The organism is Chroogloeocystis siderophila 5.2 s.c.1 (assembly GCF_001904655.1).
Lineage (GTDB): Bacteria > Cyanobacteriota > Cyanobacteriia > Cyanobacteriales > Chroococcidiopsidaceae > Chroogloeocystis > Chroogloeocystis siderophila.
On sequence record NZ_MRCC01000006.1, the window covers coordinates 77,817 to 94,366 of the forward strand.

The following is a 16,550-nucleotide window of genomic DNA, read 5'->3' on the forward strand; positions in this document are numbered from 1 at the left end:
ATGAGCTTGCTGAATTAGATATGGTTAATTACTTTATTTTGAGTGATATAATAAATAATCAAAAGCAATTTATTTAAGTATTTTAGTTGATTATTCGTATAAGCAAATATTTTTTAATTTAGTTAAGTTGTTAGTTAATCAAAAACTGGATTGTATGTTATCCAGTATTTACACTTTACCGGAAGAAGTTGTTAATTTAATTGCTGCTGGAGAAGTGATAGACTCAGTGGCAGCAGTTGTACGAGAATTAGTAGAAAATTCGCTTGATGCAGGTGCAACACGAATTGTTGTAGCTGTGTGGACACAGCATTGGCGCATACGAGTTGCGGATAATGGCTGTGGGATGAAACTCACAGATTTACAGCAAGCAGCAATAGCACACAGCACGAGTAAAATTCGCAATCGCGACGATTTGTGGAAAATTACTAGCTTGGGGTTTCGCGGTGAAGCGTTACATAGCCTAACGCAATTAGCACGCCTAGAAATTATGAGTCGCCTAGCCCTAACCGCCGAAGGATGGCACGTTCGCTACGATGCTGGAGGGCAAGTGTCTGAAGCAACAACAGTAGCGATCGCGCCTGGTACAGTTGTCACGGTATCAGACCTATTTGGCAATGTACCAAACTACCGTGAAGGACTACCCGCGATCGCACAGCAAATGAAAGCTGTGCAAAGCACGATTCAGCAGATTGCTTTATGTCACCCGCATGTAACTTGGCAAGTATGGCAAGACGATCGCGAGTGGTTTACGATCAGCGCTGGAAAAACCTCGCAGCACCTCTTACCGCAATTTATTCGTCAAGTGCGTGTAAGTGACTTACAAGAATTGACTGTTGAGGTTCCCCATCCAGATACTTTATCTACTCAACCATATAGCAACGATACTGCAACACGCGCTTTTATCAAATTAGTTTTAGGCTTACCTGATCGCTGTCATCGCCATCGTCCCGATTGGGTTAGAGTTGCGGTAAATGGACGTCGGGTAAAATTACCAGAAATCGAACAAACGATACTAACTGCAACAGCGCGAACATTACCGCACGATCGCTATCCAATATGTTTTTTACATCTTCAAGTTGCACCTAATCATATTAATTGGAACCGCCACCCTGCAAAAGCCGAAATTTATCTACATCATTTAGATTATTGGCAAGAAAAAGTTGCGCAAGCTATCGAACAAGCATTACGTCTTAATTCTGAAACGATTCCTGAATCCTTACACAATTCAAGAGTTAGTAAACTCATCAAAGCTGCTGAAGCGACAAGTGGTTACAATTTTAGCCGTCAAATTCAACCTGGTGCCGATGTAGAAGAAGGTACTCAAAACAGTAAACCGCCACCTTATATCCTCAAAGCTGTTGCTCAAGTCAACAATACCTACATTGTGACCGAACATCCAGGAGGATTATGGTTAGTTGAACAGCATATTGCGCACGAACGTGTTTTATACGAACAACTAGTCGATAATTGGCAACTCGTCGCGTTAGAACCGGCAATTATTTTAAGTAATCTTTCACCCGCACAGCGATCGCAACTCGAACATATTGGTATAGAAATTGAGTTTTTTGGCGAACAAATGTGGGCAATCCGTAATATTCCAGCAATGCTGCAAACACGTGAGGATTGTGCAGACGCACTGTTAGAACTTAGTTTGGGAGGAGACTTGCAAACTGCACAAGTAGCTGTCGCTTGTCGTAGCGCAATTCGTAATGGTACAGAGTTAAGTTTAGAAGAAATGCAGACACTATTAAATCAATGGCAACGTACGCGTAACCCGCGAACTTGTCCGCATGGACGTCCTATTTATTTATCTTTAGAAGAATCAGCTTTATCTCGTTTCTTCCGCCGTCACTGGGTAATTGGTAAAAGCCACGGTATTTAATTTCTCAAACTTTTCGCCATATAAATATCAGGTTTTCCTACACCATTGGCATCGGGCATGACTCCCACAATGACAAAACCTAGCTTTTGATAAAATTCGTAAGGATGACCGCGTAAATTTTTGATATTAGCAATATGTTTCCATACATTAGGATACAAATCAACACCTGATAGTGACGTCATATTATCTTCGTCATCTGTACCTAACCAAAGTGTAATTCCACCACGTTCTCTTACTTTGTTTTCTAAGTCTAAAACAAGCGCGCTGCCAATTCCTTGACGTCGAAACTCACTATGGACAACTAAAGGATGAAGTTCCCAAACATTGCCACTGTATTGACTTATTCCACCAATCCATCCTAAAACCGTATTGTCTTCATCCACTGCAATGCGGCTAATTCTATCAGGTGCTAATGATTCTTGTACTTCTTGTAAAGCACTATCCAAATTTACCCACGCAGTTGCCCAATGTTCTTTAAAAGAATCAACTAATAAGTCTGCTAATTGCTGTAATATATCTTTATCAGCACCATCTAAGTTAATAATTTGCATCAGCTATAAAAGAATGGCTATTCTAGTTTCTGAACTGACCAAAGTTAGCACGAAATTGATTGACAACTTGGTCTAAACCTACTGAGTGTGCAGCTTTAAAAAGAATTCGATCACCTTCACTAACAATCCCTCGCAAGTACTCTAGAATATCTTTATGACTAGCAAAGCACTCTACCGAAGTACTTTCGGTGCTTTGTGCGATCGCTTGTGCGTCTTCACCGTCAACTAACACTATCAATAAATCAATCTTGAGTTGACCGACTAACTTTCCTATTTCTTGGTGCAATTGCAGCGATCGCTCTCCCAATTCTTTCATTGCACCCAACACTGCAATTCGTCGCTTTCCTGGCGTTTCTGCGAGTAAGTGCAATGCTGCTTTCATTGCTTCTGGTGCAGCATTATAACTTTCATCTAAGATTACCACATCATTCGGTAATTCATAACGCTGCGATCGCCCACTTGGCATATCAACGACTAAACCGTTATTTAAGCATGACCAATCGATTTGTAAAACTTTGGCAACAGCCAAAGCCGCTAGAAAATTAGTCGCATTGTGTCGCCCTGGTAGCGGCAAAGTTACTTCTGTTCCATCAACTACGATGCGATCGCTGGCAATTTCACCACGTACATCTCCGCCTTCTAAGCCATAAGTAACAGTTTGACCTTGCCAAACTGTTGCCGCAGTTTTCATGAGACGTGAATTATCGTGATTGAGAATTGCTACCGCCGAATTTGGCATTTGGGCTAATAATTCGCACTTAGCCTCTGCGATCGCTTGTTCTGACCCTAATCTTTCGATATGCGCAGTTCCGACATTTGTAATCACGCCGATTGTCGGACAAGCTATTTGCGTGAGTAAAGCAATTTCTCCCTTTGCCCGCATTGCCATTTCAACAACTGCGTAATCATGTTCGGAACCAAGTTCCAACAAGGTTTTTGGCACACCAATTTCATTATTGTAATTCGCTTGGGTTTTGAGAACATGACCTTGTGTGGCTAAAACTGCGGCGATGAGTTCTTTAGTTGTCGTTTTCCCAACCGAACCCGTAATTGCAATCACTGGAATAGAAAATTGCTGACGCCACCAGTGCGCAATTTGTTGATAAGCCTTTAAAGTATTTTCTACTTGCAGAAATGGAATCGATTCATTTGGCGATTGAAAGCCAGAGTCAACGATTGCGGCGATCGCACCTTTTTCTATTGCTGCGGATACAAATTTATGACCATCAAATTTTTCTCCACGTAAGGCAACGAAAACTTCGCTTGGTTTTATAGTACGGCTATCTGTATTAATACCCGTAAACTGTGCCGTTATCTCAGTCTTTGATAACACTGGTTTAGCGGCTAAAACTTGAGCAAGTTGATTTAAAGTGCCACAACAAGGCATAGGTACGAGTTAGGAGGAGATTAAAAGTTAGGGAAATTCCCCTATTCTTCACTTTACAGCGATCTGTTGCTACGCAGTTATCAGGTTGTTTTTAATCAGGTTACTGAACATTGCGGACTTAGCTTGTGGATTCAACAGTAGTTGACTTTTCGCATCAATACTAAAGTCTTTCCCGGGAACGAAACCTTTGCTAATTAACTGCTTGTAAAAATGTACGAGGAATGTGTTTTGGATTTCTTGGTAGATATCAGTAGGGAGAAGCTGGTTTACAGTCCACAGTACCGACTTGGGATCAAACCAAAGTACACGCTCAATGCTAATGATGATTATCCCGGCGACTGCTTCGGTGGTGAGTTGGGCTTTGAGATGACTGATTAAATCCTTTCCTATCTGTGAATTTCGAGTCATCATTGCCATTGCTAATTTGGCAATTTGCCTTTCCAACTCTGTACAAGTCATACCCTAGGTTCCTTCTGTGGCGCAAATAACGGTTCAGACAAGTATATCTAAAGAAGGATAAAAATGTACCTTAGGGTGGATGAATTATTTTGTGACTGTTATGGAAATATGACCAAGTTACAAACGCTGACTCGCTGGCTTAACTCGACAGGCTGTGTGCTGTAACTGTTACCAAAACCTTAAAATATGATGCTGCTGATGTGTATCGGAAGTTGGAACGTCTCTTTCAATAAGTGCGATTACGGCTAAACCTATTCCAGAAGCAGCAATCAGCACCAATGCAGACGCAAGGTAGGCGTTTTTGAGTATCTCTAAAGCGGTTTCAAACAAAATATATGTCGTCATTACTTTTCACTCAACTTCAGGGGATAAATAGTGCTTACTTATTTCTCCACACTATTGCTGTTAGATTCCACAGAAAAATTACTAAATCCGGTTTCTTAACAATTCGTTACACCTGTAATTATACGGCTAAAAGCTTTTCTTTTCAAAAAAATTGTTTTTTCTGACAAGATTGCGGAGGATGTATTTAAATACACTGTTTATTACAGCTAGATGTGGTGGTGAATAAATTCACCACTAAACAAACGAAGTCCACCTGCATGGACTCCTTGTGGTATGTCTACCGCAAATGCTTCTTAGATTTTACGTAGATTGTAAGTTAAACGTGAACGAGGCATTTTTCTAACGTGGCAACAACTGATTGCGAGAGTGCAGAAAAATCATAACCTCCCTCTAAACCAAATACAATTCTACGAGTTAGCTGTAAACAATACTCTGTAAATTTGCCGTAATCTTGAGGCTGTAATGCAATTTCTGCTAGAGGATCAGCTGCGTTTGCATCGTATCCTGCACTAACAATCAGTAAATCAGGTTGAAAATTAGATAAAAATGGTATGACTTTTGCTTCAAACAAAGGCTGATACGTTTCCATAGTACTGCCAGGCGACACAGGTAAATTTAAAACGTTGTTGAATTTACCTTGCTCGGAGGCGTGTCCTGTACCAGGATAACAGGGAGATTGATGCAGCGAGCAAAAAGCAATCTGAGGATGATTTTCGACGATCGCTTGAGTACCATTACCATGATGCACGTCCCAGTCGAGAATAGCGACACGGTTGATATCAGGTTGTGCTAACGCATAGTGTGCGGCGATCGCCGCGTTTGAAAATAAACAAAATCCCATACCGCGATCGCTTTCAGCATGATGACCTGGAGGACGCGTAAGAACAAAAGCAGGATTTTGAGTCGCTGAGACACTATTGACGCCGTCTAGCCATGCACTGACTGCTAATAATGCTATATCGTAGCTGCGCGGTGAAACTGGTGTGTCTGGTTCTAGATAGCCGCCACCCGTATTAGCGATGTAACGAACGAGGTTAATATATTCTGCTGCGTGAATTTGTTCAACAAGTGCTAATGCTGGTGATTGTGTTACCGGAGTTGGCGATCGCCATTCTATTTGGTGGGCAAACTTTGATTGTTTGAGTGCGGTAGTGATCGCGCTTAAGCGTCCTGGTGTTTCTGGGTGGAATCGTCCAGTTTTATGGTCAAGGAACTCGTCAGAATAAATAACTGGCAGCATACAGCAAGCGGCAGTGGGATCTTCAATCAAATTGTATCCTTACTCATCGCGCTTCCAATCGCTTCTGTCTTCCATCGAGTCATCAATTGTAGGTGGAGTCATCGCCGGATTATTCATTACTTCTTCTGTAGATAACTGTTGCATAGCATCATCTATTGCTGGCGGATGCTTAATTTTGTCTAGCACTTCGGGTGATAAAACGTCTTCTGGTCGTTCGTTTTCTGCCATGAGAATTCTCTGAATTTACACACGCCTCAGTTTAGATTGCTCGGCTGGAAAGCACACACTATCTTCAGACTTAAATTTTTAGTTGGTGAATGAATGAGATTGCACTTATGCAATCTCGAACGAACTTGCGCCTAAGCAAACGTGGTACTTTTAGTGTGCGATCGTCAATGTTTGTATAGCCCCGACTTTAGTCGTAAGGCATTAGGAATGAGTTACTCCCCCAGCAATAGGGAAAATATGCTAGAATTGTATCATTATTTAACAAATATTCAGCAGTAAATTGGAATAATTTGGCGTTTTTCCATTTTAACGACTGATAATCTCAGATTTTTGGAGTTTTTCACCGTATGGCAAGCTCTCAGGATAGGATTATCCCGACTGATCTGCGTAATGAGATGTCGCGGTCTTACCTAGAATATGCGATGAGCGTTATTGTAGGTCGAGCGCTGCCAGATGCCAGGGATGGTCTGAAACCTGTGCATCGTCGCATTCTCTATGCAATGCACGAATTGGGCTTAACCGCAGACCGCCCTTTTCGGAAATGCGCCCGTGTCGTGGGGGAAGTTTTAGGTAAGTATCACCCACATGGTGATGGTTCGGTATATGACGCACTTGTGCGCATGGCACAGGATTTTTCCATGCGATTACCTCTCATTAATGGGCATGGAAATTTTGGTTCTGTAGACAACGATCCACCAGCAGCAATGCGATACACCGAGTGTCGCTTGCAAGCATTTACAGGTGATGCTCTACTACGAGATATTGAATCAGAAACAGTAGACTTTACCGATAACTTTGACGGTTCGCAACAAGAACCGATTGTATTACCCGCACGCGTTCCGCAACTTCTCCTCAATGGTGCCTCTGGAATCGCTGTTGGAATGGCGACGAATATTCCACCGCACAATCTAGGTGAGTTGATTGATGGATTAGTAGCGCTGATTCGCAATCCTGAAATTACAGATAACCAATTAATGCAATACATTCCTGGTCCTGATTTTCCCACAGGAGGACAGGTATTAGGAACAAGTGGCATTCGCGAAGCTTATACAACTGGGCGTGGTTCTATTACCATGCGTGGGGTAGCGAATATTGAAACAATCGAACAACGCGGACGCCCCGAACGCGAAGCAATTATTATTACTGAACTGCCGTATCAAACGAACAAAGCCGCGTTGATCGAACGGATCGCGGAAATGGTGAATGAAAAGCGACTAGAAGGTATTGCGGATATTCGCGATGAAAGCGATCGCGACGGTATGCGGATAGTCATTGAACTTAAAAACAATGCTTATCCTCGCGTTGTTCTCAATAACTTATACAAGCAAACGCCTTTACAAGCAAACTTTGGAGCCAATATGCTGGCTCTTGTCAATGGGGAACCGCAATTACTAACGCTCAAACAGTTCCTCAATGTCTTCTTAGACTTTCGCATCGATGCAATAAGTCGGAGAACGCGCCACGAACTGCGCAAAGCCGAGGAACGCGATCACCTGTTGCAAGGATTATTAATTGCCTTAGCCAACTTAGACGGAATTATTGAATTAATTCGTCATGCTGCTGATGCACCAACAGCGCGTCACGAACTTATAGAAAGATACGGTTTATCCGATGCTCAAGCAGATGCTATTTTGCAAATGCAACTGCGGCGACTGACAGCGCTAGAAGCCGAGAAAATTCGTCAAGAACACGAAGAATTACAACTTCAGATTGCCGATCTGCGCGACATTTTAGCACGACGCGAACGTGTCTTAGAAATTATTGAAACTGAAGTTACTCAAATTAAAACAACGCACGCGACACCGCGCCGGACAGTCATTGAACCGGATGAAGGTGAAATCGGCGATACTGACTTAATTGCGAACGAGAAAGCTTTAATTCTGGTGACAGAACAAGGTTACATCAAGCGAATGCCCATTGATGCTTTCGAGGCGCAAAGTCGAGCAACTCGCGGGAAAGCTGCAACACGGATGAAAGAAGACGACGGAATTGAGCATTTCTTGACGTGCTGCGACCACGATAGTGTTTTATTCTTTAGCGATCGTGGAGTTGTTTATTGCCTCAAAGCTTACCAAATTCCGCTTGGTTCGCGGACAAGTCGCGGTACTCCGATGGTACAAATGCTACCAATTCCCAAAGATGAAAAAATTACCTCTGTTGTCCCAGTCAGCGAATTTAGTAGTGACGAGTACCTCGTCATGCTGACACGAGGGGGCTACATCAAAAAAACTGAACTCAGCGCCTTTAGTAACATTCGAGCAAACGGCTTAATTGCCATCTCCTTAGAAGAAGGCGACCAATTGCGTTGGGTACGACGGGCACGTGTCGAAGATAGCATCATTATCGGTTCGCGCTACGGCATGGCGATTCATTTTAGAACCGACCACGAACAATTACGTCCGCTTGGTCGCGCAACACGCGGCGTAAGAGCGATGAAACTGCGTGACGGCGATGAACTGATTGGGATGGATATTCTACCGAGTTCGGTATTGGCAAACCTCAACAGTAGTGTTACCGCAGATACTGAAGCGGAAGACGTTGAAATCGAGGATGAAACCGAAGAAAATTCAGAATTGCTCGAAAACAATACTCAAGGACCGTGGGTGTTGATTGTAACGATGGGCGGCTACGGTAAGCGCGTACCTGTCACGCAGTTTAAACTGTACAATCGGGCAACTAAAGGTAAGATTGCGACCAAATTTAAATCCCGTAAAGGCTTTAAAGATCAACTCGCGGCATTACATATTGTCAACGAAGATGATGAACTGATGATAGTAACAAGTCGCGGGATTATTATCCGTCAAGCAGTGAAAGCTATATCACCGCAATCGCGTTCGGCTACTGGCGTGCGCGTTCAGCGTTTAGATGAAGATGATGCGATCGCCGCTGTTGCTTTGGTTCCACCTGATGTTAGCGACGCAACTGAAACAGAAAATTAAGAGCTAACAAATCAGCAAAATGCCGATTGTGAAAACAAAATTGAGTAAACAACACCAGAGGTGGACATTACCCGCCTTTGGTTTTCTTGCTTTATCTAGCGGTATTTTAATGGGGTTAACCGTCGCCCCTGTCGAAGCATGGTTTCTAGCGTGGATTGCGTTAGTTCCCTTGTGGGTAATCGTTGCATCTTCCACACCACGAAAAACCAAATTACTCTCTGCTTTGCTGTGGGGAAGCGGGTATCACGGTGTCGCTTTAGCTTGGATTACTGGCGTTCACCCGATGATGTGGATGGGAGTACCTTGGCTTGCTAGTATTGCGATCGCGCTGTTTTGCTGGGCTGCAATTACGCTGTGGGGCGCAGCCTTAGTAACGGCTTGGGCTGTCTGCATAACTGTTTTTAGTCGAGGTGTGGGAACATTCACCCGCGTTCTTATTGGTGTTGCGTTGTGGTGTGGTTTAGAGAGTTTATGGAGCTTAGGACCTTTATACTGGACTTCACTTTCTTATACTCAAAGCCCACATAACTTAATTATTCTCCATCTCGGTCAAATTTCTGGTTCCCTCACCGTCACAGCTACAATTGTTGCCGTAAATGGTTTACTTGCAGAAGCATGGATGAGATATGAGAGGTCAGAGGTCGGAGGTCGGGGATCGGGCAAGAATACAATTACACTACGACTTTTTGCTAGTAGCTGCCTACTTTTTGTGGCGTTGCATCTCGTTGGCTTTGGTTTATCTAGCCGTCCGTTGGTACAGCCCCCAGAAACTGCTTTAAAAGTAGGAATTATTCAAGGTAATATCCCCAATACAATTAAACTTTATTCTGAAGGCTTGCGGCGGGCGATCACGGGTTACACTGAAGGCTACATCACGCTAGCCGAACAAGGCGTTGAAGCAGTACTCACACCCGAAGGAGCTTTACCCTTTATGTGGAGTGAAGTGCTGCGTACTTCTCTCTACACTGCTGTACAAGAAAAAGGCGTTACCGCGTGGATTGGTGCATTTGGCGAACAAGGACAAAATTACACGAACAGCTTATTTACTCTGAGTAGAGATGGCACAGTCTTCAGTCGTTACGACAAAGTTAAATTAGTACCAATTGGCGAATATATTCCGTTTGAACAGGTTTTAGGCGGACTCGTTCGGCGCTTGTCTCCACTAGAAGCTAAGCAGGTAGCAGGTGCGCCCGATCAAGTATTTGATACACCCTTTGGACGTGCGATCGCGGTTATCTGTTACAGTTCTGCATTCCCTGAAGAAGTACGCTACCAAGCCGCAGCAGGCGGACAATTTATCCTCAGTGCAGCAAACAACGCTCACTACAGCCCTTCAATGCCAGCACAACATCATGCCCAAGATACAATGCGCGCCATCGAAACTGATCGGTGGGCAGTACGCGCGACAAACACAGGCTACTCAGGTATCGTCGATCCCCACGGTAGAACAGTGTGGATATCTGGTTTAAACACTTACGAACTACACGCCGAAACAATCTATCGGCGCACTACACAAACTTTATACGTCCGCTGGGGAGACTGGCTCACACCCTTACTTTTAGGATTAGCTATCATATCCAAACTCACCTCCCTTCCAGCAAGTAAAAAAATAAATCCTCTTTCTTAATTCTCTGCGTCTATGCACAGACACTTTGCTCAAGTCGGAATCACCCCTTACGGTAGTGTCCTCCTCTGTCGTTCGTACTAATTCAAATCTTGAATATAACCAGCTAAAACCTCCGGCTGTTCTAATTGTGGAACATGACCGCAATTTTTCAACCAAATCAATTGAGAATCTGCGATCGCCCGTTGAAACTTCGTTGCATCATTCACACTCAACGTATCATCGCGATCACCCCATAAAATGAGTGTTGGTTTATTAATTTTAGGAATCTTATCTGCTAAATGACCGTATCCACCACTTTTCATAAAACTCAGCATTGCCTCATACCAGTAAGGCATATCTAAATGTAACGATGCACACCGGATAGCATCAATTAATTGACAGGGATTAAAGTTATCCCAAAAGAGAGCTTGAAGTTTACGCTGTCGCCAATATTCTACTGCTAAATAATCAAAGGGTGGAAACAAGAATTTACCGACTGGGAAATCACCGCTAAAGCCTACGCTATTAATTAATATTAATTTCTCTACTGCTTGCGGATAATCAAGCACGAAATCAATAGCTGTAGCACCTCCCATCGAAGTTCCAATCAGTATTAATGGTCGATTAATTAACTTCCAAAAGCTATAAAGATGGGCTTTAATTGACGCTGGATTATAATCAATTCCCCTAATCCTTTCAGTAAAACCAAATCCCAATAAATCGACTCCCCAAGTTTCATATTTCTTAGCCAGCAATGGTAGAAGATAGCGAAATTCTAGTACTGAACTATCAAATCCATGCAGAAGTAAAATAGGCTTACCTGTACCTTGACGTACATAAGCTGTTGCGATCGCTTCGGGCGCTGCGCTACGCCCAATCGCCTGTTGACTCAACGGAGTGACAATCAACTCACGTTTGATACTTTGCGCTAAAACAATTGCTGCATCTTCCTTAAGCAGCTGTACTTGAGGTGGTAGAAAGGCGAGAAACATACCTTTAAACAACTTTAACTTGGCTAGCAGCTTTTATTGCTTTTGCTCTGGCTACTTTTACCGTATCACCTTTAGCCAACGCAACTCCCATACGTCGCCCTGGACGTGCATCTGGCTTGCCAAATAAACGCAAATCAACGTCTTTTTCTGCTAAAGCATCAGCAACACCAGCATAATAAATTTTATCAACAGATTCATGGGCTAAAATGACAGCACTTGCTGAAGGTGCTAATAAGTCAATTTGTGGTATGGGTAATCCTAAAACAGCCCGAAGATGTAACTCAAACTCATTGAGATTTTGCGAAATTAGTGTCACCATGCCTGTATCATGCGGTCTAGGTGAAAGTTCTGAGAAAATCACCTCATCTTTTGTCACAAAAAACTCAACTCCAAAAATTCCTACACCACCCAAAGCATCAGTTACTTTTTGCGCGATCGCTTGGGCTTCAGCTAACAATTTATCAGTTATTTCAGCAGGTTGCCAAGACTCTTGATAATCTCCACTTTCTTGCCGATGTCCAATCGCAGGACAAAAAATTGTTGGTGCATTCCACTGCTTAATTGTTAACAGGGTAATCTCAGTTTCAAAGGAAATAAATTCTTCGACAATAACTTTTTGACTATCACCTCTAGAGTTTTTTAGAGCATAATCCCAAGCTGTTTTGACTTCATCAGCTTGATAAACAATCGACTGACCTTTTCCTGACGAAGACATGATAGGTTTAACAACATTGGGAAAGCCAATAGCTTGAGAAGTTTCAACTAACTCGTCTAACCTAGCTGCATAAGCATATTTAGCAGTACGAATCCCCAATTGGTTATGCGCTAATTCGCGAATGCGATCGCGGTTCATTGTAAAGTTTGTCGCCTTCGCTGTTGGGATTACAGTTATTCCCCGCTGTTCAAATTCAAGTAACTTTTCAGTTCTAATTGCTTCAATCTCAGGAACAATAAAATCTGGCTGATGTTTTTGAACAACAGCTTCTAAGTCATCACCATTCAACATTGAAATCACTTCACATTCATCCGCTACCTGCATCGCTGGCGCATTTGTATAACGATCGACCGCAACAATATAATTACCCAAACGTTGCGCTGCAATGACAAATTCTTTACCTAATTCCCCTGAACCAAGTAATAAAAACTTTCGTGGAAGTGTTAAATTCATATTAAAGCTTCTATCTTAAACTTTTTATTGTCTTTTTAAAGATATCTTTGTGTCCTACCCTCCGGGAAGGCTACGCCTACGTGGTTCGTTATTTTAATTAAATCGAGCAGCGCGTAATATTAAATTTTCTCGCTGAATCTTCGTCAATCCAATACCCTCATCAAAAACACAATTTTCGACTTTAGCACCCTGCCAAATCGTTTCATTTAATGTTGCGCCTGTTAAATTAGCATTTCTCAAATCTGCGTTTGTCAAATTAGCAAATATTAAATCAGCATTAATAAGACTAGTCCCCTGTAAATTCGCTTTTGACAGATCGCCACGAATCAAATTACTACCATCCAAAATCAAATTTGATAAGTCTGCGCCTTGAAGCTGAGGAAATTTTACACGACTAGGATTGTGTAAAAAGCGCATAACACAAAGTATATTTACCTCATCTAAGCGCATTTGTGTTAAGAAATCAGCATAACGTGCTAAACCAAGCTGCTGAAGTTGTAGTAAACGTTGACAACGGCTTTCTTGGAGAAACTGTTTGCACGTATCGTAAAGATCTTGAGTCGCAAAGTTCAACATTGTGCTAAAAACAATTAATTTTGTGCATAACTTGCCAATATCCTGCTGAGTTAAGTGCAAAAGTAAGATATGACGTTAACAAAAAAGCTATTTCTGGGAATGATACACAATAGTAAGCTTGGCTTAAAGGCTAAAGCCGATGCTAACCCAGGATAGCCGAAGTGCTTGGGCTAGTGGGGAGATTTAGGAATCAATTGCGCCGTTATATAAATTAAACGCTCAGAAACCAGTGAAGGGATTGGTGGAATGAAGAGGCTACCATTATACATTGTTTTATTACAAAGTTTATTATTTGTTGGAATTAAACCAGCGATCGCAGGGATCACGTCTATACCTCCACTATCACAGTCAACCGAAATCCAAACAGAAGATAACCCCTTACAAAAACCACCAGGAGTATGGGTACTTCAAGACGACAAACCGCAGCGTCAACCGTTTGTTTGGGTAGTAGAGGATGTCAAAGCAGCACGACAGCCATTTTTACAACCTGTTAAAGACGAAAAGAAACCGAATATTCCTGAACACATAGCAACAAAAAATACAACCAAGCAAGCTGACTTACAACCATTTCACGAAGTCGTCAAAGATACGACAAAAGTCGAAGGGTTATATACGCTTTATACACAAAAAGATACAGGTAAGATCTATCTAGAAATCAAGCCGCAGCAGTTAAATAAAAATTTCTTAGGCACGATTACAATGGAATCGGGTATCGGCGAACGTGGAATTTATAGCGGAATGCCGTTACAAGACTTTCTGTTTTACTTCCGTCGCGTCAATAATAATTTGCATTTTGTGGTACGTAATGTCAACTTTCGCACGCGCCCTGGAGATCCGCAAGCGCGATCGCTAGCACGTTCGTTTAGTGATTCTGTACTTTACGCTTTACCTATCAAAAGCATTCATCCCCAACGCCAAACAATTCTTGTCGATTTAGGCGATCTCCTCTTAAGCGATGTTCCAGGATTATCATCACATTTGTCAGCAATGCTGTCAGTTCCTTATCAACTCGATAGCAAAAAATCACACTTTGGTGGTGCGAAAGCCTTTCCCTTAAACGTTGAAATCGAGTCTGTTTATGGTTTTTCGTCTAGCAACAGCACAAATCCTGCTAACTTATCGACAATCCCTGATAGCCGCGCTTTAACTTTGCGCGTCCGCTACAGTCTTTCTGAATTACCAAAAAATAGCAATTACCGTCCGCGTTTAGCTGACGAACGTGTCGGTTATTTCATCACAGCTTACCAAGATTTTTCCAGCGACGACCGTAGCGATCCTTTTGTGCGTTATATCAATCGCTGGGATCTTGAAAAGCAAGATCCTAATGCACCGTTGTCACCACCCAAAAAGCCAATTGTTTTCTGGATTGAAAATGCGGTTCCATTAGAGTATCGCGAGGCGATTAAAGAAGGCGTTTTGATGTGGAATCAAGCATTTGAAAAAGCAGGATTTAAAGACGCAATTCAAGTCAAGCAAATGCCTAATGATGCTAAGTGGGACCCTGCGGATGTCCGCTATAACACAATTCGCTGGATTAATACCGTCGATGGTTTTTTTGCGTTAGGTCCATCCCGTGTTAACCCTTTAACCGGAGAAATCTTAGATGCTGATATTTTAGTCGATGCGAGCTTTGTCCGCCGACTGAAGCACGAATACCGTAACTTAATTCAACAGCACCAAACACAACCAACATCATTACTATCACACATGATGGGGACTGGAGGTAATCTCTGTACGAATGAGCTACGTCAACCTGAATCACAACCGAATTTAGCAAGTGTTGTTGGTATTGCGAGTCCAGTTCCTTCGCGCTTGTCGCCGTTATCGCAAATGGCAATCGAGTACGATTTGTGTTATGGAATTGAAGCGGTGAATCAGTTTGCGATCGGTTCGCTAGCGCTATCGTTATTTCAAAATACGTCGCCTAATAGCGACCAGATGAAAGAGTATATTCATCAGTATCTACGTTTGGTGATTGCACACGAAGTAGGACACACTTTAGGTTTAAGACACAATTTTCGGGGTAGCACATTATTGCAACCAGAAGAGTTGAACAATACAACTGTTACCCAAATTAGGGGTTTGACAACCTCAGTCATGGATTATATTCCACCGAATTTAGCGCCGCAAGGTATGCAACAAGGTGATTATTTTCCTGCGGTGGTTGGTCCTTACGATATTTGGGCGATTCAATATGGATATACACCAACAAATGCTGCACACCCGATCGCCGAAAAGCCATTTTTAGACGAAATCGCGCGGCGTTCCGCACAACCAGAACTCGCCTACGCTACCGATGAGGATTTATTCGACCTCGATCCTGAAGTCAACGCTTGGGATAACAGTAATGATGTACTGCGTTATTCGCAGTGGCAATTAGAAAACTCGCGGGTAATGTGGGATCGCTTACACAAGCGTTATCCAAAAACAGGAGAAAGTTACGCCAAATTAAGCGAATTATTTGATGCCGTGTTCTTACACTATCTTCGCCATACGTATTATACCACAAAGTATATTGGAGGACAATCGTTTTCGCGCAATCATGCGGGAGATCCTAATGGAAGGCTACCGTTTGAACCTGTACCAGTTGAAAAACAGCGACAAGCATTAGCAACTTTAGAAAAATATATCTTTGCAGCAGATGCGTTTAATTTTCCACCTGATTTGCTGAATAAATTAGCACCGTCGCGCTGGCGACACTGGGGTAGTGATGTAATGCTAGGTCGTCTTGATTACCCGATTCATGACAGCATTAACATGATGCAAAGCATGGTACTCAAGGAGTTACTTTCGGGCGATCGCTTGATACGCTTGCGCGATATTGAACTGAAAAGTCAACCTGGAACCGCATTAACACTACCGGAATTATTTGATACGCTGCAAAATGACATCTGGACGGAAGTTATCCAACCAAACAAACGCACTGAGATTAACAGTTTACGTCGGGCTTTACAACGCGAACATCTCAAGATTTTAACCGCGATGGTGTTACGCAATTCTTCTGTACCCGAAGACGCGCGGACGCTTGCATGGTATAAACTACGGCAACTTCGCACTCACCTCAGTCGCACATTATCGCGCTCGAATAAGTTTGATGAATATACAAAAGCCCATTTAGAAGAAACACGCGATCGCATCGAAAAAACGCTCAATGCTCAAATTCAATCGCGATAGCTA

13 protein-coding genes are annotated in these 16,550 nt (G+C 42.7%); 4 read left to right on the forward strand and 9 right to left on the reverse strand.

The window, feature by feature from the left end; translation table 11 throughout:
- The first annotated feature begins 154 nt into the window (after positions 1 to 154).
- Positions 155 to 1,882, forward strand: coding sequence for a DNA mismatch repair endonuclease MutL (gene mutL / locus NIES1031_RS08475; RefSeq protein ID WP_073549012.1), 1,728 nt, complete (start codon positions 155 to 157; stop codon positions 1,880 to 1,882).
- Here mutL and NIES1031_RS08480 read toward each other — a convergent pair.
- The 6 genes from NIES1031_RS08480 to NIES1031_RS08500 all read right to left on the reverse strand — a co-directional run bounded on the left by NIES1031_RS08480 (position 1,879) and on the right by NIES1031_RS08500 (position 6,092).
- The gene (locus NIES1031_RS08480) at positions 1,879 to 2,433 is read right to left on the reverse strand and encodes a GNAT family N-acetyltransferase (protein WP_073549013.1); all 555 of its coding nucleotides are present in this window, start codon (positions 2,431 to 2,433) and stop codon (positions 1,879 to 1,881) included. The two genes, mutL and NIES1031_RS08480, sit on opposite strands and share 4 nt — an antisense overlap.
- Before the next feature lie 22 nt (positions 2,434 to 2,455).
- Complete coding sequence (locus NIES1031_RS08485; protein ID WP_073549014.1) at positions 2,456 to 3,820, reverse strand: UDP-N-acetylmuramoyl-tripeptide--D-alanyl-D-alanine ligase; 1,365 nt, start codon at positions 3,818 to 3,820, stop codon at positions 2,456 to 2,458.
- A gap of 69 nt (positions 3,821 to 3,889) precedes the next feature.
- A complete protein-coding gene (locus NIES1031_RS08490; protein WP_073549015.1) occupies positions 3,890 to 4,279 on the reverse strand; it encodes a hypothetical protein in 390 nt (129 codons plus the stop codon).
- A 168-nt stretch (positions 4,280 to 4,447) separates the two neighbouring features.
- Entirely contained in the window at positions 4,448 to 4,624 is a 177-nt protein-coding gene (locus tag NIES1031_RS24260) for a hypothetical protein (RefSeq protein ID WP_178378087.1), read from the reverse strand.
- A gap of 316 nt (positions 4,625 to 4,940) precedes the next feature.
- Entirely contained in the window at positions 4,941 to 5,864 is a 924-nt protein-coding gene (locus NIES1031_RS08495) for a histone deacetylase family protein (protein ID WP_073549016.1), read from the reverse strand.
- A 39-nt stretch (positions 5,865 to 5,903) separates the two neighbouring features.
- Entirely contained in the window at positions 5,904 to 6,092 is a 189-nt protein-coding gene (locus NIES1031_RS08500) for a hypothetical protein (RefSeq protein ID WP_015187483.1), read from the reverse strand.
- Positions 6,093 to 6,439: 347 nt separating this feature from the next.
- On the opposite strand from NIES1031_RS08500, the gene gyrA reads away from it, so the two are divergent.
- Positions 6,440 to 9,031, forward strand: coding sequence for a DNA topoisomerase (ATP-hydrolyzing) subunit A (gene gyrA, locus NIES1031_RS08505; protein ID WP_073549017.1), 2,592 nt, complete (start codon positions 6,440 to 6,442; stop codon positions 9,029 to 9,031).
- Positions 9,032 to 9,140: 109 nt separating this feature from the next.
- Complete coding sequence (lnt, locus tag NIES1031_RS08510; RefSeq protein ID WP_143167738.1) at positions 9,141 to 10,658, forward strand: apolipoprotein N-acyltransferase; 1,518 nt, start codon at positions 9,141 to 9,143, stop codon at positions 10,656 to 10,658.
- A gap of 77 nt (positions 10,659 to 10,735) precedes the next feature.
- On the opposite strand, the gene NIES1031_RS08515 is transcribed toward lnt, so the two are convergent.
- From NIES1031_RS08515 to NIES1031_RS08525, 3 genes are all read right to left on the reverse strand, one after another.
- Positions 10,736 to 11,629, reverse strand: coding sequence for an alpha/beta fold hydrolase (locus tag NIES1031_RS08515; protein ID WP_073549019.1), 894 nt, complete (start codon positions 11,627 to 11,629; stop codon positions 10,736 to 10,738).
- A gap of 4 nt (positions 11,630 to 11,633) precedes the next feature.
- A complete protein-coding gene (gene purT, locus NIES1031_RS08520) occupies positions 11,634 to 12,797 on the reverse strand; it encodes a formate-dependent phosphoribosylglycinamide formyltransferase (protein ID WP_073549020.1) in 1,164 nt (387 codons plus the stop codon).
- Between the two features lie 93 nt (positions 12,798 to 12,890).
- Positions 12,891 to 13,373 carry a pentapeptide repeat-containing protein gene (locus tag NIES1031_RS08525; protein WP_073549021.1) on the reverse strand — a complete coding sequence of 161 codons (483 nt, stop codon included), beginning with the start codon at positions 13,371 to 13,373 and terminating at the stop codon, positions 12,891 to 12,893.
- 246 nt (positions 13,374 to 13,619) lie between these two features.
- Here NIES1031_RS08525 and NIES1031_RS08530 point away from each other — a divergent pair, with 246 nt between their 5' ends.
- The gene (locus NIES1031_RS08530; RefSeq protein ID WP_073549022.1) at positions 13,620 to 16,547 is read left to right on the forward strand and encodes a zinc-dependent metalloprotease; all 2,928 of its coding nucleotides are present in this window, start codon (positions 13,620 to 13,622) and stop codon (positions 16,545 to 16,547) included.
- The last annotated feature ends 3 nt before the right edge of the window (positions 16,548 to 16,550 follow it).